The organism is Maridesulfovibrio salexigens DSM 2638, assembly GCF_000023445.1.
GTDB lineage: Bacteria > Desulfobacterota > Desulfovibrionia > Desulfovibrionales > Desulfovibrionaceae > Maridesulfovibrio > Maridesulfovibrio salexigens.
On sequence record NC_012881.1, the window covers coordinates 3,556,974 to 3,581,274 of the forward strand.

The 24,301-nt window shown below is 48.0% G+C and carries 25 protein-coding genes; 11 read left to right on the forward strand and 14 right to left on the reverse strand.

Features of this window, described 5'->3' with window-relative positions:
- Positions 1-54: 54 nt before the first annotated feature.
- The 3 genes from DESAL_RS16245 to DESAL_RS16255 form a co-directional block, all read right to left on the reverse strand.
- Positions 55-1,560, reverse strand: coding sequence for a leucyl aminopeptidase (locus DESAL_RS16245; RefSeq protein WP_015853061.1), 1,506 nt, complete (start codon positions 1,558-1,560; stop codon positions 55-57).
- A 35-nt stretch (positions 1,561-1,595) separates the two neighbouring features.
- Positions 1,596-2,726, reverse strand: a complete 1,131-nt coding sequence (locus tag DESAL_RS16250; RefSeq protein WP_015853062.1) for an ABC transporter substrate-binding protein — start codon at positions 2,724-2,726, stop codon at positions 1,596-1,598.
- A gap of 105 nt (positions 2,727-2,831) precedes the next feature.
- Complete coding sequence (locus DESAL_RS16255) at positions 2,832-4,307, reverse strand: STAS domain-containing protein (protein ID WP_015853063.1); 1,476 nt, start codon at positions 4,305-4,307, stop codon at positions 2,832-2,834.
- Positions 4,308-4,453: 146 nt separating this feature from the next.
- Here DESAL_RS16255 and DESAL_RS16260 point away from each other — a divergent pair, with 146 nt between their 5' ends.
- Positions 4,454-5,368 (forward strand): 4Fe-4S binding protein, encoded by a 915-nt coding sequence (locus DESAL_RS16260; protein ID WP_015853064.1) that lies wholly within the window; start codon positions 4,454-4,456, stop codon positions 5,366-5,368.
- Between the two features lie 15 nt (positions 5,369-5,383).
- Here the strand turns inward: DESAL_RS16260 and DESAL_RS16265 are convergent, their stop codons facing one another.
- The 5 genes from DESAL_RS16265 to DESAL_RS16285 form a co-directional block, all read right to left on the reverse strand.
- On the reverse strand, positions 5,384-6,490 hold the full coding sequence (locus tag DESAL_RS16265) for an HD domain-containing phosphohydrolase (RefSeq protein WP_015853065.1): 1,107 nt from the start codon (positions 6,488-6,490) through the stop codon (positions 5,384-5,386).
- 184 nt (positions 6,491-6,674) lie between these two features.
- Positions 6,675-7,184: a peptidylprolyl isomerase gene (locus DESAL_RS16270; RefSeq protein WP_015853066.1), complete on the reverse strand. Its 510-nt coding sequence runs from the start codon at positions 7,182-7,184 to the stop codon at positions 6,675-6,677.
- Between the two features lie 57 nt (positions 7,185-7,241).
- Complete coding sequence (locus DESAL_RS16275; protein ID WP_015853067.1) at positions 7,242-8,528, reverse strand: DUF401 family protein; 1,287 nt, start codon at positions 8,526-8,528, stop codon at positions 7,242-7,244.
- A 129-nt stretch (positions 8,529-8,657) separates the two neighbouring features.
- A complete protein-coding gene (locus DESAL_RS16280; RefSeq protein WP_015853068.1) occupies positions 8,658-10,373 on the reverse strand; it encodes a tetratricopeptide repeat protein in 1,716 nt (571 codons plus the stop codon).
- Positions 10,374-10,375: 2 nt separating this feature from the next.
- Entirely contained in the window at positions 10,376-11,140 is a 765-nt protein-coding gene (locus tag DESAL_RS16285; protein ID WP_015853069.1) for a glycosyltransferase family 2 protein, read from the reverse strand.
- A 186-nt stretch (positions 11,141-11,326) separates the two neighbouring features.
- Between DESAL_RS16285 and DESAL_RS16290 the strand changes: the two genes are divergently transcribed.
- Entirely contained in the window at positions 11,327-11,785 is a 459-nt protein-coding gene (locus DESAL_RS16290) for a hypothetical protein (RefSeq protein ID WP_015853070.1), read from the forward strand.
- A gap of 12 nt (positions 11,786-11,797) precedes the next feature.
- Positions 11,798-12,574 (forward strand): dimethylarginine dimethylaminohydrolase family protein, encoded by a 777-nt coding sequence (locus tag DESAL_RS16295; protein ID WP_015853071.1) that lies wholly within the window; start codon positions 11,798-11,800, stop codon positions 12,572-12,574.
- Between the two features lie 45 nt (positions 12,575-12,619).
- Here DESAL_RS16295 and DESAL_RS16300 read toward each other — a convergent pair whose 3' ends face one another.
- Together DESAL_RS16300 and DESAL_RS16305 are read right to left on the reverse strand one after the other, a co-directional pair.
- A complete protein-coding gene (locus DESAL_RS16300) occupies positions 12,620-13,144 on the reverse strand; it encodes a shikimate kinase (RefSeq protein WP_015853072.1) in 525 nt (174 codons plus the stop codon).
- 71 nt (positions 13,145-13,215) lie between these two features.
- The gene (locus DESAL_RS16305) at positions 13,216-13,896 is read right to left on the reverse strand and encodes a class I SAM-dependent methyltransferase (protein ID WP_015853073.1); all 681 of its coding nucleotides are present in this window, start codon (positions 13,894-13,896) and stop codon (positions 13,216-13,218) included.
- A gap of 139 nt (positions 13,897-14,035) precedes the next feature.
- Here DESAL_RS16305 and cbiQ point away from each other — a divergent pair, with 139 nt between their 5' ends.
- The 4 genes from cbiQ to DESAL_RS16325 all read left to right on the forward strand — a co-directional run bounded on the left by cbiQ (position 14,036) and on the right by DESAL_RS16325 (position 16,450).
- Positions 14,036-14,809 carry a cobalt ECF transporter T component CbiQ gene (cbiQ, locus tag DESAL_RS16310; RefSeq protein ID WP_015853074.1) on the forward strand — a complete coding sequence of 258 codons (774 nt, stop codon included), beginning with the start codon at positions 14,036-14,038 and terminating at the stop codon, positions 14,807-14,809.
- On the forward strand, positions 14,806-15,504 hold the full coding sequence (locus DESAL_RS16315) for an energy-coupling factor ABC transporter ATP-binding protein (RefSeq protein ID WP_015853075.1): 699 nt from the start codon (positions 14,806-14,808) through the stop codon (positions 15,502-15,504). The genes cbiQ and DESAL_RS16315 overlap by 4 nt, the downstream gene beginning before the upstream one ends.
- Before the next feature lie 24 nt (positions 15,505-15,528).
- Positions 15,529-15,927 (forward strand): 3D domain-containing protein, encoded by a 399-nt coding sequence (locus DESAL_RS16320; protein ID WP_015853076.1) that lies wholly within the window; start codon positions 15,529-15,531, stop codon positions 15,925-15,927.
- A 187-nt stretch (positions 15,928-16,114) separates the two neighbouring features.
- Positions 16,115-16,450 carry a restriction endonuclease gene (locus DESAL_RS16325; protein WP_157046977.1) on the forward strand — a complete coding sequence of 112 codons (336 nt, stop codon included), beginning with the start codon at positions 16,115-16,117 and terminating at the stop codon, positions 16,448-16,450.
- A 140-nt stretch (positions 16,451-16,590) separates the two neighbouring features.
- On the opposite strand, the gene DESAL_RS16330 is transcribed toward DESAL_RS16325, so the two are convergent.
- The 3 genes from DESAL_RS16330 to DESAL_RS16340 form a co-directional block, all read right to left on the reverse strand.
- A complete protein-coding gene (locus DESAL_RS16330; RefSeq protein WP_015853078.1) occupies positions 16,591-18,741 on the reverse strand; it encodes a Tex family protein in 2,151 nt (716 codons plus the stop codon).
- Between the two features lie 120 nt (positions 18,742-18,861).
- Positions 18,862-19,347, reverse strand: coding sequence for a MamS/MamX family magnetosome protein (locus tag DESAL_RS16335; protein WP_015853079.1), 486 nt, complete (start codon positions 19,345-19,347; stop codon positions 18,862-18,864).
- Positions 19,348-19,374: 27 nt separating this feature from the next.
- Positions 19,375-19,953 carry a hypothetical protein gene (locus DESAL_RS16340; RefSeq protein ID WP_015853080.1) on the reverse strand — a complete coding sequence of 193 codons (579 nt, stop codon included), beginning with the start codon at positions 19,951-19,953 and terminating at the stop codon, positions 19,375-19,377.
- Between the two features lie 130 nt (positions 19,954-20,083).
- Between DESAL_RS16340 and DESAL_RS16345 the strand changes: the two genes are divergently transcribed.
- Positions 20,084-20,629: a tetratricopeptide repeat protein gene (locus tag DESAL_RS16345; RefSeq protein ID WP_015853081.1), complete on the forward strand. Its 546-nt coding sequence runs from the start codon at positions 20,084-20,086 to the stop codon at positions 20,627-20,629.
- A 261-nt stretch (positions 20,630-20,890) separates the two neighbouring features.
- On the opposite strand, the gene DESAL_RS16350 is transcribed toward DESAL_RS16345, so the two are convergent.
- Positions 20,891-22,321, reverse strand: a complete 1,431-nt coding sequence (locus tag DESAL_RS16350) for an aminotransferase-like domain-containing protein (protein ID WP_015853082.1) — start codon at positions 22,319-22,321, stop codon at positions 20,891-20,893.
- A 136-nt stretch (positions 22,322-22,457) separates the two neighbouring features.
- Here DESAL_RS16350 and DESAL_RS16355 point away from each other — a divergent pair, with 136 nt between their 5' ends.
- From DESAL_RS16355 to DESAL_RS16365, 3 genes are read left to right on the forward strand one after another with little or no spacing between them, the layout of a single operon-like run.
- A complete protein-coding gene (locus DESAL_RS16355) occupies positions 22,458-23,168 on the forward strand; it encodes an AzlC family ABC transporter permease (protein ID WP_015853083.1) in 711 nt (236 codons plus the stop codon).
- Positions 23,168-23,491, forward strand: coding sequence for an AzlD domain-containing protein (locus tag DESAL_RS16360; RefSeq protein ID WP_015853084.1), 324 nt, complete (start codon positions 23,168-23,170; stop codon positions 23,489-23,491). Before DESAL_RS16355 ends, DESAL_RS16360 begins: the two co-directional genes overlap by 1 nt.
- A gap of 24 nt (positions 23,492-23,515) precedes the next feature.
- A complete protein-coding gene (locus DESAL_RS16365) occupies positions 23,516-24,070 on the forward strand; it encodes an HDIG domain-containing metalloprotein (protein WP_015853085.1) in 555 nt (184 codons plus the stop codon).
- Positions 24,071-24,301: the final 231 nt, after the last annotated feature.

The window sequence follows — 24,301 nt, forward strand, 5'->3', positions numbered from 1 at the left end:
TGACCTTGCATGAATATGCGAGGACTGCAAGTTGAAATACTACACCAGAATTATCTACATGTCTTCCAGATCAATGCGCTCCGCCAGCTCAACCAGCGTACGCACGCCGAATCCGGTTCCCCCGGCTGCTCCGGCAGGCGACTTTTTCTTGCGCCATGCGGGTCCGGCAATATCGAGGTGTGCCCACGGGGTATCTTCAGGAACGAATTCCTTAAGGAACATTCCGGCATGGATGGTCATTCCTTCACGGGAACCTACGTTCTTGAGATCGGCTACCTCACTCTTGAGTTCTTCCTTGTAGATATCCCAGAGCGGCATAGGCCAGAATCTTTCCCCTACCCGCTTGCCGGATTCCATGACCAAGTCCTGCATCAAGGGGGAGTTGTCCATCACTGCCGCCACATTCCAGCCGAAAGCTACGATGCAGCCCCCGGTCAGTGTAGCAATATCGATGATCGCCGCAGGTTCATACTGAGCGGAAAAAGCAAGAGCATCGCAAAGCAGCAGACGGCCCTCGGCATCGGTATTTAGAATTTCAATAGTCTTGCCGGAAAATGAAGTGACAACCTCACCCGGACGGGTGGAATTGGCATCCGGCATGTTGTCGGCGCAAGGCAGGATACCGACTATGGGCAGATCCGGCTTGATTTCACCGATAGCCTGAAAAAAGCCCAGTATTGCCGCAGCACCGGCCATATCGCATTTCATATCTTCGATAAATCCGGTAGGCTTAAGGGAAATCCCCCCGGTATCAAAGGTTACACCTTTACCTACCAGTACCAGCGGCTTCTCGCCTTCGCGGTCCTTGGGACAATATTCAAGGATAATCATACGCGGTTCATCATTGGAACCCCGGAACACGGAAGCATATGCCCCCATACCTTTGTCGATAATTTCCTTGCGCTTCATGACCTTGAACTTGAAGCCGAACTTCTTGGCCATCTTCTTGGCCTCGTCAGCAAGATAGACCGGAGTAGCCACATTGGGCGGCAGATTGACCAGATCACGGGCATAGCCCATGCCCAGCCCTACAGCCTGTCCTTTTGCGAGCATTTCAGCCAAATGTGCCGGAGGCTCATCTTCGCTCAGGAACCGAACAGCTTCCGGCAATTCTTTCTTTTCATCCTTCTTACTCTTGAATTCATCAAAGGAATACAGCCCTTCAATGGCAGCAACCACAAAATGTTCCAGCTTATCTTCAAGAGCGATTCCTTCAAAGGCGGCAAGAGGTACACCGACGGTACGGAATTTCAATTCCCGGCATCTCTGAAAAGCTCCACTTACAGCCTGTAAGAATTTATCAACACCGAACTCTTTTTCCTCACCAAGCCCGACCAGCAGCACTCTCTGCACAGAAGAACCGGAACCGTAGATTACAGTGGAACTGCCAAGTTCCCCGGAAAAATCACTCAGAGCGGGAGACACCGCAACCCAATCGGCATCAGATGCCATCCATGAAGAAAAACCGCTGAGATGCTCTTCAGAATCTTTAAAAGCAAAAAAGATAACCGCGTCCGCGGACCATGCGGAAGCCGATTCGGTAACAATATTGAATTCCATAAACTGCTCCATATTGCTGCGCAGAAAATGCGGCGTTATTTAGGGGGAACCTGTTCCACAAAAGAAAAAGTTCCATTCTGATATTTCACTATATCTACACTCTTCATGGGAACCCTAATCCCTTCGGGGTAATAGAATTCACCGGTAACACCTTTAAACCCAGCTGTCTTGGATAAAGCCTCACGAACCTCATCCGGAGTACTTACACCGGCTTTTTCAATGGCCTGAGCCAGAAGCATTACCGTATCATAGCCGAGAGCGGCAAAGCCTGATTCAGGGCGAATGCCGAACATTCTCTCGTAACTATCCACAAATTCCTGAACCTGCGGATCAGGATTATCCAGAGCCACATGGGTGGCAAAATAAATAGAATGGGCAAATTCCTGAGGGACATCAAGCAATCCCGGAGTATCAAATCCATCACCGGAGACAATGGGCTGATTAAAACCGGCCTTACGAAGTTCGGTAATGTACTTGGGCGCATCCGGAGGAATGGAGGAAATGAAAATCAGATCAGGATTCTTTTCATCTCCCTTAGGCATGGGATATTTACCATCACCGGAACTGTACCAGACCTCATCAACCACGGTACCGCCATACTTGCGGTAACGACGCTTGAAATATTTGGAAAGAGTCTTGGTGAACTCATTGGAAATATCAGTACCCACAAAGCAGCTGGAAGTATCCAGTCTACGCTTGGCAAACTTAGCAACAGCACGGGACTGCATATTATCCCCGAAAGCTGTCATGAAGAAATTCTTACCGTACATATAGGGCAGGTTCTGCATGGTCGCCCCGGCAGTGATGAAAATAATATCCTTTGCAGTTACGGCAGGGGCCGCAGCCATGACATAATCTGTGTCATTCAATCCGATAACAGCAACCATATCATCCTGACCGGCCAAGGCTTCTGATGCCATTGCCGCTGAATCAAGATTTGAACGGCAATCCGAAACCACAAGACTCAGCTTGCGGCCCATAATTCCGCCCCCGGAATTGATGATTTCCTTGGCCAGCTCCATGCCGTGCAATCCGGGACGGTCGATAGCGGCCATTCCCCCGGTAAGGTTATAGAGCACCCCGACCTTGATTATTTTTTCTCCGGCAAAAGCGGGTGTGCATAAAAGTATCACGGCAAGCAAACTGCCCAACAAACGAAACCACATATATCCTCCTTAAAATACATAACAATTAACACTTGATCTTTTTTGATATTTACCCGCAACCGGAAGGCACAGGCAACCTGAATTTTGCCTGTAGAGACGAAATTATTAATCCTTATTACCGAGCTTGGCCTGTTGTGTCTCCAGAAAACGCTGAAATTTGTTTAATTCCGCCTCACGCTTCTGAGGGACCAGAGGAAATTCCGCTTCCTCGCGGTAACGCTTTTCTGCAATAGACCTGCTGATCGGAATCTCAGCGGTTCCCTGCCAACCGACATCATCACGGACCAGTTTACGGATATAGCTGACACCCAGAAAAGCTCTGGTAACGCGACTGTTATCACGGAGTTTACGCATATCCTTGAACTCAGCCTTGGCAGACACATCACGTACAACCTTATCGAGACAGACCATTTTTTCCGGCATATGCATCTGCTCAAAGACCGCAGCATGATTGTTAAGTATATGGCCGCGCTCCCCGGCTGTAACCGGATCAATGTAAAATGCATTGTAAAGGCCGGACTGATCATAAACCGAAAGATCACATGAAAGATCAATACCCACACCGCAGGTCAGGCAGGAAACATTTCTGTGCCGGGGCAACACATCGCGCTTGAACCATTCATCACTATTGACCGGATCGGTGATGGCTTTCTTATTCTCAGGAGCAAATTCACGCACCGGGGAACGCATCATGGTTCCGGCCATCAATTCGCTGACCTGCATCCATGAGGCTACGCCGAGCACCCCCTTGAAGTCCCTGCGTCTGCGCCGGGCAAGCAGAAAAAGACCGCGATAAAGGCGGTCCAGAGTTGTTCCGCCTTCTTCTGTGGATTCAAACATTATGTATTCATTGAATCCGCCGGAAAGGGTCAGGTTGAAAGGGGTGCGGATCATCACAGATCCGGTATCGTTACGGGGGACAAGAAAATCTGCAAGATCATGACCGTCCGTTGGAAGCCATGCCATGGTCCCGCCGATTGTGATCATGGAGCCGAGCACCTTCATATAATCATCAGGAACGTCCCCAAGACCGCCCACACCTATGGAATACTCAGTCTGGGAAAAGCCACGGGAAAATATTCTTGTCTCATCTACACGGGAATGAAAAACATCTGCGATTGAACCGATTACTTTCAGCTCGGAAGGCGAATTCTCACCGGGGACAAACCGGAATTTCCCAATTGGGGAGTCCGCTGTTTCCATACTCTCCCAATTATCAAGGGCCTGTCTCTCCCACTGAACTGATTGCAAAAAGGTCATTGCTTCGCTGCGGGTAGCGAAAATATTCAGGGAACTTATCATTCCGGCTGTATCGAGCACGTTACGACAGTAAGAACAAAGAGCACAAATAGCCAACGCACCGTTACGGCGATGCAGTATTTTCATGGTCCGTACTATGGACCGGATACCGGCACTACTCAGATAACGCACATCGGTCATATCAAAAGCCATGCAGGCCAACTCCTCATCAGCGAGGATATCTTTAAGGGTCCTTTCCAGTTCACCGGCTCCAAAAGCGTCTATCCTTCCGCTCATACCGACTACAACTGTATCCCCGTGTCTCTGCACTGTAATTTCCATTCACAACTCCTGTTCAACTCCATCAGGAATATGGTATCAGATTCAGAATCAACATAGACATAAGCATAGTGGATTGTGAAGTTGCTTCTGGAAAAACTGTACTATTTTTTCCGGCTCTGATAATTATGTCTATAAGAGGGAGAACCATGAAACGAATCCTGAACAAGTTCATACCTGACACTGAAACCGGTGAGTTCCTGAAACAGGCACTTGAAGACCGGAACCTGACCATGAAGGATGTTCTTCACGGATATATGTACATTCGCTGGCCCAAAGCCTATATCGGAGCCGCACTGGGCGAGAACAATCTGGCTCCTATCGCGGAATTTTTTACCAGTCTTGTCGCATCTCCCAAAGACAAAAAAAAGCGTCAAAAACTCAAGGACGACTTTGCGAAAAGCTATCACGGAAAAGTCATCCCCACTGAGGAAGCTATAAAGCTTGTCAAAATAAAAAAAGAAGTACGCACTACCCTGCCGGAACGGGTTTTGCCGTATGAAAAAGCCCGCGACATTATATTACAGCATCCTGATCATATAGTACTTTTCGAATGCCCCTGCCGGGCCTCGCGGGAAAACCCATGTTACCCGCTTGATGTATGTATGATTGTGGGTGAGCCTTTTGCTTCCTTTGTCGCTAAAAACCACCCGGAAAAGTCACGGCGAATCACCGAAGACGAAGCTGAACGCATTCTGGAAGCTGAAAATGCACGGGGACATGTGCACCATGTTTTTTTCAAGGATGTTATGCTGGGCAGGTTTTACGCTATCTGCAACTGCTGCAGTTGCTGCTGCGGTGCTATGGAAGCAATGCGCAACGGAATACCTATGCTGGCTCCATCCGGTTATATTGCCGTGGTGGATCCGCAAAAGTGCATCGGCTGCGGTCAATGTATGGAGTACTGCCCTTTTGGAGCCATGCACCTGCGAGACAAGCGCATGCGCATAGATCCCAAGAAATGCATGGGTTGCGGAGTGTGTACCAACAAATGTCGTAAGGATGCCCTGCGTCTGGCACGCAACAAGAAGCACCCCGAACCTTTGCTGGTTGATAAACTTTAATAAATTCAGCTGGGACTAACCGTCCGGGAAAGAACGCCTAAGCTCGAGAATGTCATCCAGATTTTCAAAGAAAAGATCTGTCAGGTGCGGATCAAACTGCTTGCCTTTGCCCTCTTCAAAATAATCTTTGATCTTATCAATAGGCCAGGCTTTTTTGTAGACACGTTCACTGCCCAAGGCATCAAAAACATCCACAATCCCGGTAATTCTTCCGTAAACATGAATATCTTCACCAGCAAGCTGACGGGGATAGCCTTCGCCATTCCACCACTCATGATGCTCAAAGGCCACAATCGCAGCAGCTTTGAAGATGGGACGTTCGGAATGCTTTAAAATTTCATGGCCGATGGTGGTATGAGTCTTAATCAGTTCAAATTCTTCGGGAGTAAGCCGTCCGGGTTTATTAAGCACGGTATCGGGAATACCGATCTTGCCCACATCATGCATAGGTGAGGCGAGACGCAGTAAATCAGCTTCTTCCTTGCTCAATCCATAGCGGCGGGCAAGAATATAAGAAAGCTCGGCAACCCTGCGTACATGGTTGGCGGTCTCGTTGGAACGGTTCTCCACAACTTCACCAAGGGTCAGGATAACTTCTTTCTGGGTTTCAATAACCTCATCCTGAATTGCCATCAGCGCATCCTGAGCCTCGCGGCGGACTTTAATCTCATTGCGCAGATCTTCAGTCCGTTTTTCAACCTCAGCTTCAAGATGTTCTTTGTAGCGACGGTTTTCCTTGATCAGGGTAGCTCGTTCAAGTCCCTGTCCCAAAGCATGCTCCAGAATATTCAGGTCAACTATTGGTTTAGTGACGAAATCCCAGGCTCCCAATCGAACCGCTTTGATGGCATCCTGAATCAATCCTGCCCCGGAAACGACTATAATCGGAGTATCCGGACTTTCCGCTGAAACCTGTGTAAGGACTTCAAAACCGTCAACCTTAGGCATATTCAGGTCAACCAGAACAGCATCAGGATTTTCACGCCTGAAAATTTCCAATCCTTCCTCACCGTCTCCGGCATCGATAATATTGAATCCGGAATCAGTCAGATAATCACTGATTGTTTCCCTTACAAAATCTTCATCATCAATTACGAGGATAGTTAATTCTGAATTATCCAATGCTTACCCCTGCTCATTTTTACTATGCAATTACAAGTTCCACCATTAGATTAAGACATAGCAAAAAAACAATATATTTAAAACCGTTATTCTATGAACATCATACACTAGGTCAAACACAAAAAAACACCGAAAAGAAAATACTTTCCGGTGTTTTACATTCATTTATCTACATTTTGAGCAATTAATCTTCAAAACGTTTCATGGAGATGATGCTGATGGGATCAACCGGAACATCGTCCATGGGACCGTAAGAACCGGTCTTTACTTTTTTGATTTTCTCAACAGCTTCCATGCCATCGATAACTTTACCGAATACGCAGTAGCCCCAGCCCTGAGGATTCTTTGCAGTGTGGTCGAGGAAACCATTATCCTTCACGTTGATGAAGAACTGGGAGGTTGCGGAATGGGGATCCATGGTGCGAGCCATTGCGAGAGTGCCGAGTTCATTCTTGAGGCCGTTGTCAGCTTCGTTCTCTACAGGCTCGTGAGTGTCTTTCTGCTTCATGGAGAAGTCGAAACCGCCGCCCTGAATCATAAAGTTATTGATAACTCTGTGAAAGAGAGTTCCTTCGTAAAAGTCTTCATCTACGTAACGCAGAAAGTTCTCTACGGTTTTGGGGGCTTCTTTTTCAAAAAGCTCAATCAGGACTTCACCTTCAGGTGTTTCCATCAGTACCATGGGATTGGACATATTAAATTCCTCCGATTTTTTATCTTACTTTATTCCCCCTCGTAGGGGATTTATCATCTACAATAAAACGTAAAAGTACGCTACTCCGAGCAACATAAGCATCAAACTTGGAATGACAACCTTTTTCCATGCATCGACCATATCCACCTTGAAATATTCGCAGGTCAAAAGGAAACAAATATGCAGCGGAGAAGCCATAATCCCGGAAAAACCGGAAAACATGCACAGAACTGCCCAAGCCGGGAGCTGATCCTGCAAGCCGGAGGCATGTACCAGTCCAACTACCAACGGCATGGCTGCGCCAACAAAAGCCAGAGTAATACCGGCGATAAAACCGACCAGAAACGGAACAAACACCGCCGCGGCAATCAGTGCGGCCTCCCCTCCTGCAAGACGGGCCAATTCATCTACAACCCCGCATGCCCCAAGAATATCCTTAAACACAAACACGCAGACAATCATGAAAATCATGTTCAGGAATCGCTTCTCAAACAGCAGGGCCCGGATAATGGACATTGAACCGGGGTTGGCAAATAAGGAACAGAGAACAGCCGCCAACAAAGCCAGAATGATTCCGATTTCAAACGGAATACCCGGTAAAATTAGACTCAACAATGTCTCAAAGAGAAATGCACCGCCAATGGCAACAATAAGCGGCAACCCTTCTTTAAGTACAATTCTGAAATCACGACCGTTAGCGGAAACATCAGCTTCATTTCCGTTGTTTTTCATAGGCAGCACAGATGGCCGCAGATAGAAAAAACAGCCCAAACCTATACAGGCAAAAGCTCCGGGAAATGTATAACCGATATATTCAAAAATACCCATGCCGCACAATGAAGCGGCCAGAATCATGCCCGGATAAAGAGGCCATGTAAGTTCCCATACATGCCGAAACCAATAGTTGATGACCACCTTATCCCGGCCGGAAACATCAAGGCCGTTAGCCGCTTCCTGAATCATGGGAGCGGAAAAGATAGCTCCCCCGGGCATAGGCAGAAGACCGATAAGTGCCGGAAAAAAGACCAGCCTCAAACGGGGGCTCTTCAGATATCCGGTGAGGGAATTCATAATCCGTCCCGCCTGCCCTGTTTTTTCCAGCAAACCGGACAAAATCATAATCAAGGCCACGATAAAAGCGAGAAATATTGTCTTATCGTCCGCCAGAGCTTCGGCACTGACCTTAATTACCTCGCCCAATTTCATGGAAGTAAGCAAAGCCAGCACTCCACCCCCCGCCAGAATGGACGGGCCGACACCAAGCCTGAGCCTGATTCCGGCCAGCATGCATATAAAAACAAATATGATTTTAAACAACGGAAGGAGATTTTGCAGAAAGTCCATAGATCACCCCGGAACCAAAGAGGGTTAACGGCCCGCAACACGCAAGAAAAGACATCAGCACAGGACACAGGAGGGGGAAGACATTATTCTTCCTAAAATGGCAATACTTCAAAAAGCTTGATTACTCAATCAGGGAATCAAAGCCAGATTCTTACGTGCAAGTTTGTTATTCGGGTCAACCTGCAAAGCCCTGCGCAACCATTCTTTAGCCGCTGAATTATCCCCGCGCATGTAGTAAAGAAGTCCCATATTGATCATATGATTGGGCTGCTGCGGTTCCAACTGCTGAGCCTTGCGAATATCGGCTATAGCGGATTCGAACTTGCCCTGTTGCATATATACAATTCCACGGTTGCCGAGAGCAGGGGCATAATCCGGATTAATCTGCAAAGCACGCTGGTAAAGATCCAGCGCGGTATAAGGATCACCTTTTCTGCTCAAAATGGAGGCAAGGCTGGTCATAGCCTTGTAATGGGAAGGATCTGCCTTGAACGCAGCTTTAAAATGTTTTGCCGCCTCGGTGTAATTTTTTTCCCGCTCCAGAAGATTTCCGTAATTGTAATGCATGTGGTGGTTATTCTCGGTAACTGCCAAAGCACGGGTGTAGAGAGCTTTACTGTCCTTCCAGTGTCCGGCCTGAGTGTAAGCCCCTGCCAGCAACACCACAAGCACGGCAGTCCCCGCCGCGAGAGCAGGTTTTCCGGGAATACGACCTTCCCGCGCCAGTCTCGCCACTCCGAAAGCGATGAACATGTAAATTCCCATAAAAGGAATGTATGCATAGCGGTCTGCCATGGACTGATCGCCTACCTGCACCAGCCCGATAACCGGGACAAGTGTGCCCAGATACCAGAACCAGCCCACCGCACCGAGTGGAAATTTCTTGATGAAACGGATCGCAACTGCGGATACTGCGAGAATGAACAGTGCTGCCAGTGCAGGCTTCCAGACTGGGATCTCATGAGGGTAAGGATAAAAAACGGCCAGATTAACCGGGGCTACAAGTTCACCGAGATAGGCCACATAGGAAACAAGGGCGTTTGATACACGCAGACCAAGAGGAAAAGATTCCACGGTCTGCATGGCGCCGCCACCCTGCTGAGCCATAACAGTCAAAACAGACGACAGTATCGAAAGCCCGAAGAGAGGTAGTTTCTCAACAATCAGCTTGGCAAGCTGCGCAAGCTGATTTTTTGTAAAATCCACCCTGTTCAGGGGCCATATATCCAGCAGGACCAAAGCCGCAGGCAGGGTCACCACCATAGGTTTGGCCAGAATACCCAATCCGGTAAAGAAAAAGGCCAGCCCGTAGGCCCCCATATTTCTATCTTTGACCCAAACCAGCCAGCTGTGCATTGCGCTGAGCCAGAAAAATGTGGAAAGCACATCCTTACGCTCTGCGACCCAAGCCACGGATTCCACATGGACCGGATGTACGGCAAAAAGAGCAGCCACAAAAAATGAAGGAATCAGCCCGTCTTCATCAAACCCGCGCGTTGCCTTGATCAAAAAGAAAAAAAGAAGCAAAACGTTGCAAAGGTGGAAGAAAACGTTGACCAGATGACGCGCCCCTGCGGAATCCCCAAACAGAGATGTATCTAGCATGTGCGAAACCACGGTCAGCGGATGGTAGTTGGCGAGTTGAAAGGTGCTGAAAGCCCAGCCGATATTCTCGGTGGAAATTCCCTGCATAACCCGCTGATTGTTGGTTACATAGCTGGTGTCGTCATAGGTAACCAGCTCAAAACCGCCGCATTGCCCATAAACAATGAGGACCAGCGAGGAAAGAATCACCGCAGCAATCAAGGCTTTCTTCATTTCATTTCCAACTTTCGCACCGCTCATGATTATTCCGCCTGTCCTTTTCTGGGAACATTTTTCAAAAAGTCACTTTTCAACCAGCCCAGCCTGTAACCTAAGGTTTCACAGGAGCAGCGCAGTACGCCCAGACCGTATTTAACTGAACGGGCAAAGCTGATCGAAGAAGAGTCGTCCATGTATCTGGTCGGACAGGTAACCTCTCCGATGTCATAACCGGAATAAATAATCTGGCAGAGCATCTGGTTATCAAAAACAAAGTCATCGCTGTTATCGTCAAAAGGAATGTTTTCCAGCAATTCGCGAGAAAAAGCCCGGTAACCGGTGTGGTATTCAGAAAGATGATAACCGACCAGCAGGTTCTGGAACCATGTCAAAGCGCGGTTGGAAATATACTTATAGAGAGGCATGCCGCCTTTGCGCGCCCCGGTGCCCAGAATTCTTGATCCGAGCATGCAATCAAAAACTCCGTTGGCAATGGGCGAAACCATGGCTGAAATAATCAGCGGGGTGTACTGGTAATCCGGGTGAACCATAACCACCACATCGGCCCCCATTTCAAGGGCTGTGCGGTAACAGGTCTTCTGGTTCCCGCCGTAACCGGTATTGCATGAATGGACTACAGTCTTTATGCCGAGGCTTTCTGCCTGTGAAACAGTATCGTCGCGACTGCAATCATCAACCAGAAGAATTTCGTCCACCACATCTGCAGGCAGTTCGTCCAGAGTCTTTTTCAAGGTAGATGCCGCATTATAAGCAGGCATAACCATCACAACTTTTTTATCATTAACCATTTTTCAATTCTCTCCTGAGATTTACTGCCATAAATATTTATATGCACTTTAAGTGCTTCTATTCCTGATTGGATTTTGGCTTACCACCAAAGCACGATCCTAATCAAGTTATGCTGTTGCCTGCTCTTCCTCTTTTTAGTAACCAGACATCAGTTTTTTAATGAACTTTGCAGCAGGAGACAAACAATGCAGGAAGCGGAAATCAAAAAATATATCTATAAAATCATCATGGACAAATGCACTGCCGATGAAGAAGCTCGTCAGGATGCTCTCGGTGAATTCATCGCCATGACCATGCCTAACATTGATGAAGGTGCAGTACGCAACATCAAAGCTATGATCCCGCCCATTACCGATCTTTACGATAAGTGGGCCAACATGTTTGTCGAGCGTCTGCTGGAAACCGTACCCCGCAACCAGATTGAAGAACTGTGCAGCGGCACCTCGGACAATGACTCCGCCTTGGTGCTGGTCTATATCATGTTCATGGAATCAGAGCGCATGGAAAAACAGGTTGCTGAAGACATCGCCGCATTCGCTCCCACTCAGGACGACGAAGCCGGCAATATCGCCAGTGCCTACATCCGTTCCAAGCTGACACTTATTGCCGAAGAACAGAAAAAGAAAGACGCGATAATCCAGTAAAGGAGGCTGAAAATGTTCAGCAAAGCAATTGTCAGAACCCCGGCGGAAAGCCTCGGGCAGGGAATAACCGAAGCAGGCCTCGGCTGCCCGGACATGGAACTGACCCGTGCCCAGCACAATAATTACATTGAATATTTTAAACAGGCCGGAATCAGTGTGACCGTACTGCCTGCGGTGGAAGAATTTCCGGATTCCGTCTTTGTGGAAGATACTGCGGTCATGATTCCGCATGGCAATGAAACCGCTGCATTTCTCACCTGCCCCGGAGCCGAATCAAGACGCGGCGAAGTGGATGAAATTGACGCAGCCATTGCAGACCAGACCGATGCCATCATCCGTATGCAGGGTGACGGACTCATGGAAGGTGGCGATGTATTGCTCATGGGCAAGACATTTTACGTGGGCATTGACAGCCGCACCAATGCGCTGGGGTGTGAACAATTTACCAAAGCCGCTGCCAGATTCGGCTACAAGACTGTTCCGGTGCCCTTTGATAACGGCATGCCCCATCTCAAGACCGAACTATCGGCCCTTGATGAGGAAACCCTGATTATGAGCGCCCGTTTTGCTGAGCGTGAGGAATTCGCCGGGTTTAAGAAGATTATAGTACCCGAAGGCGAAGAATACTGCTCCAACTGTCTCTATCTGGGACAAAAGCTGCTTGCTCCGCAAGGCTTCCCAAAGACAGCTGAACTGCTGGATAAAAACGGATTTAAACCTGATTATATAGACATGTCGGAATTCCGCAAAATGGACGGCGGACTGACCTGCTTATCTTTACGCTGGTAAGACTAGAAGGGGCGTGGTGATTGTAATCACCACGCCCCTTTTTTATTAAATAGCAATCTTCTCTAAAACATCCTGCAAAATTTCTTCTTCGCTCTGATCGGAACGCACTACGTGGTGCGCTGCTTCCATGAAGCTCGGTTCAAAGCGATTAAGCATCAACGAAATCTGTTCACGAGCATCATCTGAGCCGTCAGATGCATTAAGCAGACTCATGAAATCACACATAATGAAAATGACCTTGCCGTTATCCTTGAGCATCTGACGAACTTTCTCGGACTTGGCTGCACCGCGGGGCAGGCTTACAATCTGGTTATCACCTCCGGCAACCTTTTCCAGCACCGGGTTACCGTCACTGCGACTGACTACGAGATATTCCCGGTTCAGCTTCTCAGCAACCTTGGCGGCAATGGATTTACGCAATTCATCATTCAAACACAAAATAAACACATTTCCTGAATCACGCCCGCCGATGAGCATATCCTTTGCCATTCCCGGCACATAAACACTTTTCTTTTCCTGTTCATCAACAACATACTCAATGTCAGTCATTTCAATATATTCTTTCGCCATTTCGATTCCTTGTATTTCGCTAGATAAAATAGGACATGGAAAATTTAATCATTTTGAGGGAAGGAGCAAGTTTATTTGCGCTTAAAGTGGACGGTATTTTTGTAATACCTCTTTTCTGGATGCTCTTTGGAAATATAGGTCATTTCCCAATTCTCAGCATAGAATTCAATCACGTAATCAAGCAGGTAAAACACATCATCTTCAACCTTAGCCTTTGGATATATTTCCAAAAACTCCTTGATAGTCAGACTCAAATGCCTATCGACTATATAAACAGGACGAAAAGTAAGCAGCATTTCGGATTCGGACCTTTTCTCAAGCCCGCGCAACATTGAATCAAGCCAACCGTTTCTTATCCCGGCTTTTCCGATGATATCGATAAGCATACCCATATCAAAAGTCCGGTCCGGTTCTGTTTTCGTAAAATTACAAATGCAAAAATCTACATTATCAACACAGTACAGGTCGGCTAGTTTTTTAGCCCCAGCAACAACTCTGGAATCCAGATCATAACCAACTACCTTGCGGGCGCCGTGCCTCATGGCATAAAATGAAAAAAATCCCATGTTGCAGCCAAGATCACAAACAGTTTTACCCGTGAAATCAAGCTCCTTGAATTCAGGATCAATGCCATCAATTTCATTGCCTATGCCCCCAGCAAGGGGATTCTTTTCCGAGTCATAAAGCGGACGCCAGATAAGGTCTTCGCCAACCTCTGCAACAATCTTTTTCAATTCAGCGTTTCTACTCATACGGATCTTCCAGAGTATTGTTAATATTAAAAATATACGATTGCATATAGCTTCATAATGTCCTTAACTCAAGATTTGTTTCAGATTGCATGGAGTATAGATGCATGCTACTCCAATAAGCCGAAATAAGGAGTTTATTTTGCAGCAGTTAACTGAGCCATTTGCCTACGGCAACTCAATCATCCATTCCATGCATCCCGGATTCCGGCTGGCCTGCGCTTTCCTTTTTTCCCTTGCAGGGGCACTGGTTACAAATCTTGCTGCAGCAACAAGTGTACTGGCAGCAGGCATCATATTCGCTATTGCAGCACGGCTATCTCTATCAAATCTGCTTAAACGGCTGCTTATCGTAAACTTCTTTATTCTTTTCCTCTGGATATTCCTGCCCTTCTCCAGATCCGGGGAACCGCTTTTCAACATCGGTCCTCTTACCGCGACACTTGAAGGAATCATCTACACTGCAATTATCACCCTGAAATCAAACGGGGTGATTCTCGCCATGACAGCCCTGATCTCTACCATGGAAGTTCAAACACTTGGAGCTGCCATGCAGTCCTTGAAGCTTCCTGACAAACTATGCCGCCTGCTCCTTTTCAGCTGGCGCTACGTGCATGTGATGAGCATGGAATACAATCGAATGCGCCGTGCCGCAGCTATGCGCGCTTTCAGTCCCCGGACTGACTTTAGGACCTACCGTACATATGCATGGCTTATGGGTATGCTGCTGGTCCGCAGTATGGACCGAGCACATAGAGTCTGGCAGGCCATGCTTTGCCGGGGCTTTGACGGGACATTCCACACCCTCACCACTTTCAGCACCGGAAAACGGGATATCGCCCTGCTGCTGGCAACCCTTGGCTGCATCACTACTTTTATTTTTCTTGAGTTTAATAAAATCGAGGTCTTGCTGTGAGTTCTTCCATATTTTCCATGCATAATATCAATTTCTCCTACCCCGGAAATGATGTCCTCAACAACGTTGATTTCCAGCTGAACAAAGGACAAAAGATAGGACTGACCGGACACAACGGTTCAGGCAAAACCACCCTGCTGCACATCATAATGGGTTTGCTGAAACCGCAGTCAGGACAGGTCCGCTTTCTGGGACGTGAAATGAAATCCGAAAAAGATTTCCGGGAACTGCGCAAAGGAGTTGGTTTGCTCTTCCAGCAAGCTGATGACCAGTTATTCTGCCCGACCGTGCTGGAAGACGTGGCCTTCGGACCGCTCAATCTGGGGAAATCACCGGAGGAAGCACGAAAAATAGCAGAATACACCCTCTGCACACTGGGCCTGTCCGGTTACGAAGACCGGGTTTCCTACCGTCTTTCCGGCGGAGAAAAAAAACTGGTATCGCTCGCCACTGTGCTGGCGATGAAACCACAGGCATTAGTGCTGGATGAACCCACCAATGACCTTGATCCGTCCATGCGCGAAAGATTGATCGACATCCTGAATTCGCTGGATATCGCCATGCTGGTGGTTTCCCACGATCTGGATTTTCTGGTAAGGGTCACTGAAGTGGAATATTCCTGCAACAAAGGTAAAATCCTGCGTGAAGCATCAAATTTCAAGGACAATCACGACTACGGGAAGTGCAAGCTCTAAGCGGAAAAACAAACAGGAGTCATCATGAAAAAATTTCAAAACCTGATACTTATTATCGCCGCCCTTTTTCTGGTTTCAGGCTGTCTTGGCGAAGAGAAAACTGTAACTATGAAAGTGGCTTCAACTGCTTACACCTCACATGTATCCCAGACCTCCTCCACCCCTTTTATCGGTGCATGGGGAGATGATCTCAAACCGGGAATGAAAGCCATCGCCGTTTCGCGGGATTTGATCCCCAAAGGACTGGGCCGCAACACCAAGGTCAAAATCGAAGGTCTTTCCGGCGAATACGTAGTCAAAGACAAGATGAATAAACGCTGGACCGACAAGATCGATATCTACATGGGTCTCGACACGAAAGCCGCCAAAGAATGGGGCAAACGGGAAGTGACCATCACTTTTGAAAAAAAAGAAACCAAATAATCAAAAAAGGCGCATCCGACAAAAGAATGCGCCTTTTTTATTCATCTATTCAAACACTTACAAAAACTTTTCCACTCAAAGTCGATCCGCTCTTTATTTTTGCCACCGATTTACGTAAAGATGGGCTTTCGCGGCCACGGGCATCAACCTGCCCTACAAAATACTGCCGCGTTTAATGGAGAACAAATTGAGCGAACGGAAAAGAAATCCTCATCAGTCCATCAGGGCCTACTGCCTGTGGTGTATGGGCGGCAGCCCGCAGCTTGTCAGGGAATGTGAGGACAGCGACTGCTCTCTTTATGAACTGCGCGGACCCAAGACCGAGGAGTCACAGCGAACCTGCATCCGGGCCATCCGCAGGCACTGCCTTGCCTGTACAGTCGGCGACCGTCAGGCCATCCGCGATTGTAAAGAAAAAGAATGCGTGATTCGCCGTTTCCGCTTTGGTGTCCATCCCAAAACCATGCAGAAACGCAGAAAACGGAGACTTGAGAAAAGCCATCTCATGCTTCCCGGGCTTTAGCCTCCGGTGGCTTAAACCCTTTTGCAAAAGGGTTTAAGAATCCCAAAACCTTTCGATAAGCTTTGCATATAGCACGCTTAAAATACTTCCAAAATAAAATCGCAATAACTTGAAAGCTATTGCGATTTTTTTGTACAGACTTACATATCAGACTGGCGCATGCTCAGCGATATCCTTTTACGCTGAATATCGACATCCAAGACCTTGACTTTCAATGCCTGTCCCGGATGGACAACAGTTGCCGGATCACGCACAAAATCGTCAGCCATGCGACTGATGTGGACCAATCCGTCCTGATGTACCCCGATATCCACGAAGGCTCCGAAAGCGGTGACATTGGTCACAATACCGTTAAGAATCATACCTTCACGCAGATCTGAGACTTCCTTTACGGAATCATCAAACTTCACAGCTTCGAACTGCTTACGCGGGTCACGTCCCGGTTTTTCTAGTTCCTTCATGATATCTTTTAGAGTTGGTAAACCGAGATCCTCGGAAACATAATCTTCCAGATTGATCTTGGCCCGCAACTCCGATGACTTGATCAGGTCGGCAACATCAGCGCCGAGGTCCTTGGCAATCCCTGCTACAGCCTTATAGCGTTCCGGGTGTACCGCAGTTCCATCAAGCGGATTCTTTGCCCCGCGGATACGCAGGAAACCAGCGCACTGTTCAAAAGCCTTGGGGCCGAGACGGGGAACCTTGAGCAGTTCCTTGCGAGAACTGAAGGGACCATTTTCCTCTCGAAATTTAATTACATTTGCGGCCAGTACCGGACCAAGCCCGGAAACGGATTGCAGCAACCGCGCACTGGCAGTATTGAGCTCAACACCAACCATGTTCACGCAAGATTCAACAACCCTGCCAAGACTTTCTGCCAAACCTTTCTGATCCACATCATGCTGGTATTGTCCCACGCCGATGGATTTAGGATCGATCTTGACCAGCTCCGCCAACGGATCCATGAGCCTGCGTCCAATGGAAACCGCTCCGCGCACGGTAATGTCATAATCAGGAAATTCCTCACGGGCGATCTCCGAGGCCGAATAGACCGAAGCACCGGATTCATTGACCATGATCACCTGAATTGAACTATCCAAGTCCAGCTCTTTCACGAACTGCTCGGTCTCACGTCCGGCAGTACCGTTACCGATGGCAACAGCTTCGATGTCATATTTTTCGACCAGAGAACGAACGATACGCGCTGCTTCTTTCTTCTTGCCTTCAGAAGTGACCGGATAAATGGTCTCATTGTGGAGCAAGGTACCCTGAGCATCAAGGCAGACCAACTTGGCTCCGGTACGAAAACCAGGATCAAGAGCCAGCACCCGCTTACCGCCCAAGGGAGGAGCCAGCAGAATTTCTCGCAGGTTAGCGGCAAAAATATTAATGGCCTCAGTGTCAGCCTTTTCCAGCAGCATTCCGCGTAATTCGGTTTCCATCTGCGGAGCCAGCAAACGCTTATAGGAATCGGTTGCGGCCAGCTCTACCTGTTTCGATGCTGCGGAATTGGAACGGACCAGCTTGCGGTGCAGAATATCCAGACCTTCAGCTTCTTCCGGGCGGATGGATACCTTCAGAAACTTATCACGCTCACCACGAAACAAAGCCAGAATGCGGTGGCCCGCAGCTTTTTTTGCAGGCTCGCGCCAATCAAACCAATCCCGGAACTTGGAAGCCTTGTCCTTGTTTTCATCGGCCTGTGCTGCCTTGGTGGGCTTGGATTCAATCAAGGCCTTACGCTCAAACAAAGACCGAACCGCCTCACGGCTGACCGTGTTCTCGGCAATCTTCTCGGCAATAATATCACGTGCCCCGGCAAGAGCGTCGTCCACAGATTCCACGCCCTTGGCGGCTGATACAAAAGCTTGTGCCTCCTGAACAGGATCACACTTCTGGGCAAAAATCTTATAGGCCAAAGGTTCAAGACCTTTCTGAATTGCGGCCTGCCCCTTGGTTTTGCGCTTGGGTTTGTAAGGAAGGTATAAATCCTCAAGCTGGCGCATGGTTTCGGCTGCATCAATTCTCTTGCGCAGACCGTCATCAAGCTTGCCTTGCTCATCAATGGATTTGAGAACAGTCTCGCGGCGTTTATCCAGCTCCTTAAGTTTCTCAAAAAGGTCGCTGATATTTGCAACTGCAACTTCATCAAGACTGCCGGTTGCTTCTTTACGGTAACGGGAAATAAAAGGAATAGTAGCCCCTTCATCAAGCAGGGACACAACAGCTTTTACATTTTTATCAGGAATACTCAGTTCAGACGAAATACGGGAGATATTTTTAGAATTCATAAAGATAGGAACTTCGGATACCGCTTTAATGCGCTACATCCGAAGCATATTAAAAGGTTTTAAAAAGAGAGGGGGTCTGGGGAAGTATTGCTCCTTCCCCAGAAGTTGGAGCCAAATATATTATTCAGTTGATTCTTCTTTCTTAAGTTGTTCGGGAGAGAGGGACCAGAAGGGAGTTCCATCTTTGGTCAGACGGAACTTGTATTTGCGATCTTCCCCTGCTTTGAGCTTTGCGCACATATAGTCATACTCTCCGTCAATCTCAACCAGTACACCATAAACTTTTACCCGCGCTCCGGGACGCAGATCTTTAATACGCGGCTCAACAAAATCCTTAGGTCCGAGATGAACAAGAACTTCTTCGCCATCTTCCTTATCTTTAACCAAAAGGCCGACTCCTTCGACCATGCCGTCCATTGGCTCAATATTCTCAATCTTAAGGAGCGTTCCTTTGAATACGTCACGGTCGGTGTTGTCATAAAGGGAGTCATATTCGCTCCCCTTTTCCCAGCCTTTAATATTCATTTCTCCGGCAAAGGCAGATGAAACCGTCAGAACAGCAAGACAAAAGACCACAAAAAAACTATTACAAAATATTCTACTCATGACAAAACTCCTTATAAATCAAGCGTTCTATTGGGTAAGCCATTTATTAAAGGCACGCAAGGCAACCTGTTTAATAGTATAGTCGGCCCCGCTGTTCGTAAACTCTGTTCGATCAAACTCAACTACTACTTTTCCGGTCTTTACATCCACCAAAAATAAACGGACATAGTCAGCGCGGTAACTATCCATATCATCCCGGGATCCCACAGCATTATCAGCCGAAAGATCATAAAGAAGGGCCAAGTCAGCATCCAAACCGGAAAGCACCGCCTGCACTTCCGCCACAACCGGATACTGATTTCCATACTTGCGCCGTTCCCACAAGCTGGGCTTCTTTATATTTTCAAGGATCTCAACATCACCGCCGTTAACAGGATAAGCTGACCATTTCAGCTCAAAGGCACCAGCTTGTTTGCACGCGCTGCGCAAAGACTGGACCATGCGCCAGCGATATTTCAAATCAAAATCCATAGTTGTCGTCTGCCAAGGAAGCAAAGCCAGCTTATAAACCTTCCCTCCGGTATCAAAGGGAGTGCTGTAATTCTCGACTTTGGCGCACGATACGCACGCAAGGCAGATCACCAGAATCAGCAATATTTTTCTCATGGCAACCTCATACTTTTTGCAGATACATTGTTTTATAACGGCAGTATCCATATGTCCATAGATTGAGTTTAAACTTGGCGTTCAGCTGTTTTGCCGTTACACTCCGGCAGTTTTCAAAGCGGAGGAACAAATGTCGGATAAAAAAAAGGCCCAAAAACTTTCCAGAAGAGGATTCCTTTTCGGAGGATTCAGAAAAAAAGAAGACCGTGAACAGGCCCAGAGCGCGGCCAAACCCATTGCCGCCAAGGAAGTTAATTTAGATACTTTGGCTGAAGCAAACGTAGCCTATGAAAATGGACGTTTTGAAGAAGCTGCCGCCAAGTACAAAGAATTCATCAAGACCGAACCGCAAAACGCCGATGCCCGCAAAAGACTTGGCCATTGCTTATACAAAGCCGAAAAATACATCCAAGCCAAAGTTGAATTCGAACGTGCTATCCGCATCCTCGGCAAGGATAACTTCTCCTATCTATATCTCGGCCTGCTGCTCTGCCGTGCCGGAGCCGGGAAAAAGGCAATCCCTGTCTGGAAACTATATTTCGATCCTGAGAACATCACCCTGCAGCGTGAAATCAACCTGCAAATTGCACTCATTGAATCAGATCCGGAAGCATCCTTCGAAGACGCCGCCAACATGGTGGAAAAAGTAATCGAAGAAACTTCTATGTTAGCTTAAGATGCCTCCGGCGGCCCTTCGGGGACCAGAGAACCCTTTAAAAAGGGTTCTCTGGACTCTCCTAAACTTTTTATTATGCTTCGCAACGTTGCCTAATAAATCCTGCTGCAAAAAAGCAATTTCGTACAAGCCCTTCACATATTTTTCTTGTTACAAATCTTCCAAGCTATAGGCGAAGCCCTGTTAAAAGGTTTTGAAAGGGATGGGGTCTGAGGAAGAGAAAACTTTTGCAAAAGTTTTCTCTTCCCCAGCCGCCGGAGGCTACTCAGCAGCCAGTTCTCCAAGCCTTCGGACTCCGGCTTGGATTTCGTCACTCCAGAGTGACCCGCTGGACAGCCGGATGTAATTTGAAAATACATCCTGCGGCGAAAAGACGGTTCCGGGCACAATGCCGATACCTTCTTCGCGGGCTTTGAAAAAAAGCTCCACCCCGTCTTTACCTTCGGGCAGCTCCACCCAGAGCACTGAACCGCCCTTGGGATTGGTGACCTTGGTACCTTCGGGGAAGGCGAGACCGATCTCGGTACGCATCTTCTGCATCTGATCCTTCATAGCCGCACGAAGTTTCTTGAGATGGCGGTCATAAAGGGTTTCACGCAGATAGCGGGCGATAGCCATCTGGGTGGCGGCTACGCAAGATACATTGGTGGTAGCCTTAATCTCAAGGGCTTTTTCCAGATAACGTCCCGGAGATAACCACCCCACCCGATAACCGGGGGCAATGGTCTTTGAAAAGGATGAACAGAGAAGAACTCCGCCTTCACGGTCATAGGACTTTAAAGTGCGGGGCCGGGAATCACCGAAATAAATTTCCCCGTAGACATCATCCTCGACTAACGGAATTTTACGTTTGGCAAGGATTTCAACGATCTCCTTCTTGCGGGCATCTGAAGTCAGACTCCCGTCTGGATTGTTGAAGTTGGGCGAAAAAATACAGGCCTTAATGTCAAAAGTACGGGTGATATCATCCACCCGTTCCGGATTGATCCCCCGCTTGGGGCAGGACGGCATTTCAATGGCCCGTAAACCAAGGTTCTCCACCAACTGCAAAAAACAGTAGTAGGAAGGTGATTGGATCAGGACCAGATCGCCGGGGCGAGTCAGGGTACGCAGAGAAATATACAGGGCTTCCATGGCACCAGTGGTGATGATCAATTCATCGGCGGTTACATTCGAACCGCAATCCACAGACCGAAAGGCTATCTGGCGGCGCAGATCAAGGTTGCCGGGGATCATTTCATAACCGGCGGTATCGAGCGGATTTTCCCGGATAACGCTGTTCATGATCTTGGCAAGCTGGCGGGTAGGCAGCAGGTCATTACTGGGACAGACAACACCCAGCGGCAGCAAGTCCTTATTCCCGACAGTTTCGAGGGCGGTGTTGATCAACTTGTTTTTGGTGACTGCATGCGGTTCCAGCTTCTGGGTGGTTTTGATCTCCGGAGTCGGGATAGTGCGGAATTCGCTACGCACGTAATAACCGGAACGCGGACGGGATTCGATGAGACCACGTTTCTCCAGCTCTTCGTAAGCATGCGCGACAGTTGAAATGGAGACTTTAAGGGTTTTGCTCATCTGACGCAAAGACGGCAGCTTGTCACCGGGCACAAGATCACCGGCTTCAATATGCTTTGAAAGTTCCTGTTCAACTTTTTTATATCTGTACTGATTGTCTGAACTGTCCAGATTCATTGTTTTTAACCTCAGAAGCTAAAACTGTTACGGTTCATATTTATAAAATCTGTATCTGTACTGATGTCAGATTTTATGTAGACTAGCAAGCAAATCGAAATAGCAAAATTGAATTTCACAAACGGGAGAGGTAAGTATGGAATCAGTAATGAATTCCCAAAAGATAAAACAAAACAATGTCTTGCTTTCAGCATTCAAACAGGCCCTGCCCATCGTACTGGGATACCTGCCTGTAGGATTTGCTTACGGTGTTTTGGCCCGCAAGTCTGGAATTTCCATCGATAACACAGTGATAATGTCCCTGATAGTCTTTGCCGGGTCAGCGCAGTTCATCGCTGTGGGCCTCATCGCTTCCGGTGCTTCCGCACTTTCAGTGATCATTACCACCTTCATCGTAAACCTGCGCCATATGCTCATGTCCGCGGCCCTTTCCCCTTACCTGAAGAAATGGAGCAAACTAGAAATTGCAGGTTTCACCTTTCAGCTTACCGATGAAAGTTTTGCTGTCCATTCCACCCGCTTTGCTGAAGGCGATACCCATAAGGGCGAAACCTTCCTGATTAACTCCATTGCCCAAGCTGCGTGGGTCGGCGGTACCGTGCTGGGTATATTTTCCAGCACACTCATAAATGACGTAAAACCCATGGGTCTCGATTACGCTCTTCCGGCCATGTTCATCGCCCTGCTCATTTTCCAGATCAAGGATAAGAGTCATGTCATTGTTGGGCTCATCACCGGACTGTTATCAACCGCACTGGCTCTCGGCGGCGCAGGACAATGGAATGTAATCATCGCCACACTGATCGGCGCAACACTTGGCGCAGCGGTTAAATGGGGGAATAAATAATGGATCAGCAAACAATACTTTTCACTCTTTTCGGCATGATGGCAGTGACCTACATTCCGCGCATGCTCCCGGCCATAGCCTTGAGCTCCCGCGACCTTCCGCCCATCGTGGCCAAGTGGCTTTCTTATGTGCCCACTGCGGTTCTTTCTGCTCTTCTGGCCCCGTCACTGCTTGCGCCCGAAGGAGTAATCGATCTGACTTTCAGCAACCTTTACTTTTGGGTAGCAGTACCTACCTTTGCGGTAGCCATTTTCACCCGTAATTTCTTCGGCACCGTGGCTGTCGGCATGGGACTGGTGGCAGCAGCCAGATATTTCTTGTAATTTCAGCAACAAAAGGATTTCAAAATGATTTCACGTGATGAAGCACTTGAACTGCTCAAGTCAAATGTAAAAGAAGAGAACCTGATCCAGCATTCCCTCGAATCCGAGGCTGTACTCGGCGCTCTGGCTGAAAAACTCGGTCAGGATGTGGAACTCTGGTCCATAACCGGACTGCTGCACGATCTTGATTACAGCGAGACTGCCGAGACCCCGGAAAGGCACGGACTTATCGCAGCAGAAATGCTCGAAGGCAAGCTGCCAGAAGAAGCAATTCAGGCCATCCGCGCTCACAACGGTGACATGACCGGAGTACCGCCACAGACCGATTTCGATTTTGCCTTGCGTTGCGGCGAAACAGTAACCGGACTCATCCACGCCAATGCGCTCATGCGTCCTGAGAAAATGAACGGCATGGCACCAAAGAGCCTCAAGAAAAAGATGAAAGCCAAAGCATTCGCAGCCAGCGTGGATCGCGAAATAATCAAAGAATGTGACAAGATCGGCCTCGAACTTGGTGACTTTTTCGCCCTGTCCATTGAAGCCATTACCAAAGTCGCACCTGAAGTTGGATTGGATTAATTTGATGCGTTATCGCGCTTTTGGATAAAAAGATTTCGCCTCCGGCGGCTCAAACCCTTTGAAAAGGGTTTAAGAATCCCAAACTTTTTTAACATGCTTCGCAGCTTCGTTTGGAAAAATGGAGCAAGCTTAAGATATTTATAAATTGTTTGAACTCCAAACGTTTGTTCCCTGCTGGAACAATCACCCAAAAAAGCGGGCCGACACTTGCCAGAAGTGTCGGCCCGCTTT

Bases quoted from the DNA above. Each gene is read 5' to 3' on its own strand.
- DESAL_RS16320 (WP_015853076.1), top strand. From the start codon at position 15,529: ATGAAAAAATTTCAAAACCTGATACTTATTATCGCCGCCCTTTTTCTG.
- DESAL_RS16255 (WP_015853063.1), bottom strand. From the start codon at position 4,307: ATGGAAATTACAGTGCAGAGACACGGGGATACAGTTGTAGTCGGTATG.
- DESAL_RS16275 (WP_015853067.1), bottom strand. From the start codon at position 8,528: ATGGACTTTCTGCAAAATCTCCTTCCGTTGTTTAAAATCATATTTGTT.
- DESAL_RS16330 (WP_015853078.1), bottom strand. From the start codon at position 18,741: ATGAATTCTAAAAATATCTCCCGTATTTCGTCTGAACTGAGTATTCCT.
- DESAL_RS16250 (WP_015853062.1), bottom strand. From the start codon at position 2,726: ATGTGGTTTCGTTTGTTGGGCAGTTTGCTTGCCGTGATACTTTTATGC.
- DESAL_RS16290 (WP_015853070.1), top strand. From the start codon at position 11,327: ATGCAGGAAGCGGAAATCAAAAAATATATCTATAAAATCATCATGGAC.
- DESAL_RS16345 (WP_015853081.1), top strand. From the start codon at position 20,084: ATGTCGGATAAAAAAAAGGCCCAAAAACTTTCCAGAAGAGGATTCCTT.
- DESAL_RS16285 (WP_015853069.1), bottom strand. From the start codon at position 11,140: ATGGTTAATGATAAAAAAGTTGTGATGGTTATGCCTGCTTATAATGCG.
- DESAL_RS16280 (WP_015853068.1), bottom strand. From the start codon at position 10,373: ATGAGCGGTGCGAAAGTTGGAAATGAAATGAAGAAAGCCTTGATTGCT.
- DESAL_RS16365 (WP_015853085.1), top strand. From the start codon at position 23,516: ATGATTTCACGTGATGAAGCACTTGAACTGCTCAAGTCAAATGTAAAA.
- DESAL_RS16355 (WP_015853083.1), top strand. From the start codon at position 22,458: ATGGAATCAGTAATGAATTCCCAAAAGATAAAACAAAACAATGTCTTG.
- DESAL_RS16360 (WP_015853084.1), top strand. From the start codon at position 23,168: ATGGATCAGCAAACAATACTTTTCACTCTTTTCGGCATGATGGCAGTG.
- DESAL_RS16305 (WP_015853073.1), bottom strand. From the start codon at position 13,896: ATGAGTAGAAACGCTGAATTGAAAAAGATTGTTGCAGAGGTTGGCGAA.
- DESAL_RS16260 (WP_015853064.1), top strand. From the start codon at position 4,454: ATGAAACGAATCCTGAACAAGTTCATACCTGACACTGAAACCGGTGAG.
- DESAL_RS16340 (WP_015853080.1), bottom strand. From the start codon at position 19,953: ATGAGAAAAATATTGCTGATTCTGGTGATCTGCCTTGCGTGCGTATCG.
- DESAL_RS16300 (WP_015853072.1), bottom strand. From the start codon at position 13,144: ATGGCGAAAGAATATATTGAAATGACTGACATTGAGTATGTTGTTGAT.
- DESAL_RS16270 (WP_015853066.1), bottom strand. From the start codon at position 7,184: ATGTCCAATCCCATGGTACTGATGGAAACACCTGAAGGTGAAGTCCTG.
- DESAL_RS16350 (WP_015853082.1), bottom strand. From the start codon at position 22,321: ATGAATCTGGACAGTTCAGACAATCAGTACAGATATAAAAAAGTTGAA.
- DESAL_RS16335 (WP_015853079.1), bottom strand. From the start codon at position 19,347: ATGAGTAGAATATTTTGTAATAGTTTTTTTGTGGTCTTTTGTCTTGCT.
- DESAL_RS16245 (WP_015853061.1), bottom strand. From the start codon at position 1,560: ATGGAATTCAATATTGTTACCGAATCGGCTTCCGCATGGTCCGCGGAC.
- DESAL_RS16295 (WP_015853071.1), top strand. From the start codon at position 11,798: ATGTTCAGCAAAGCAATTGTCAGAACCCCGGCGGAAAGCCTCGGGCAG.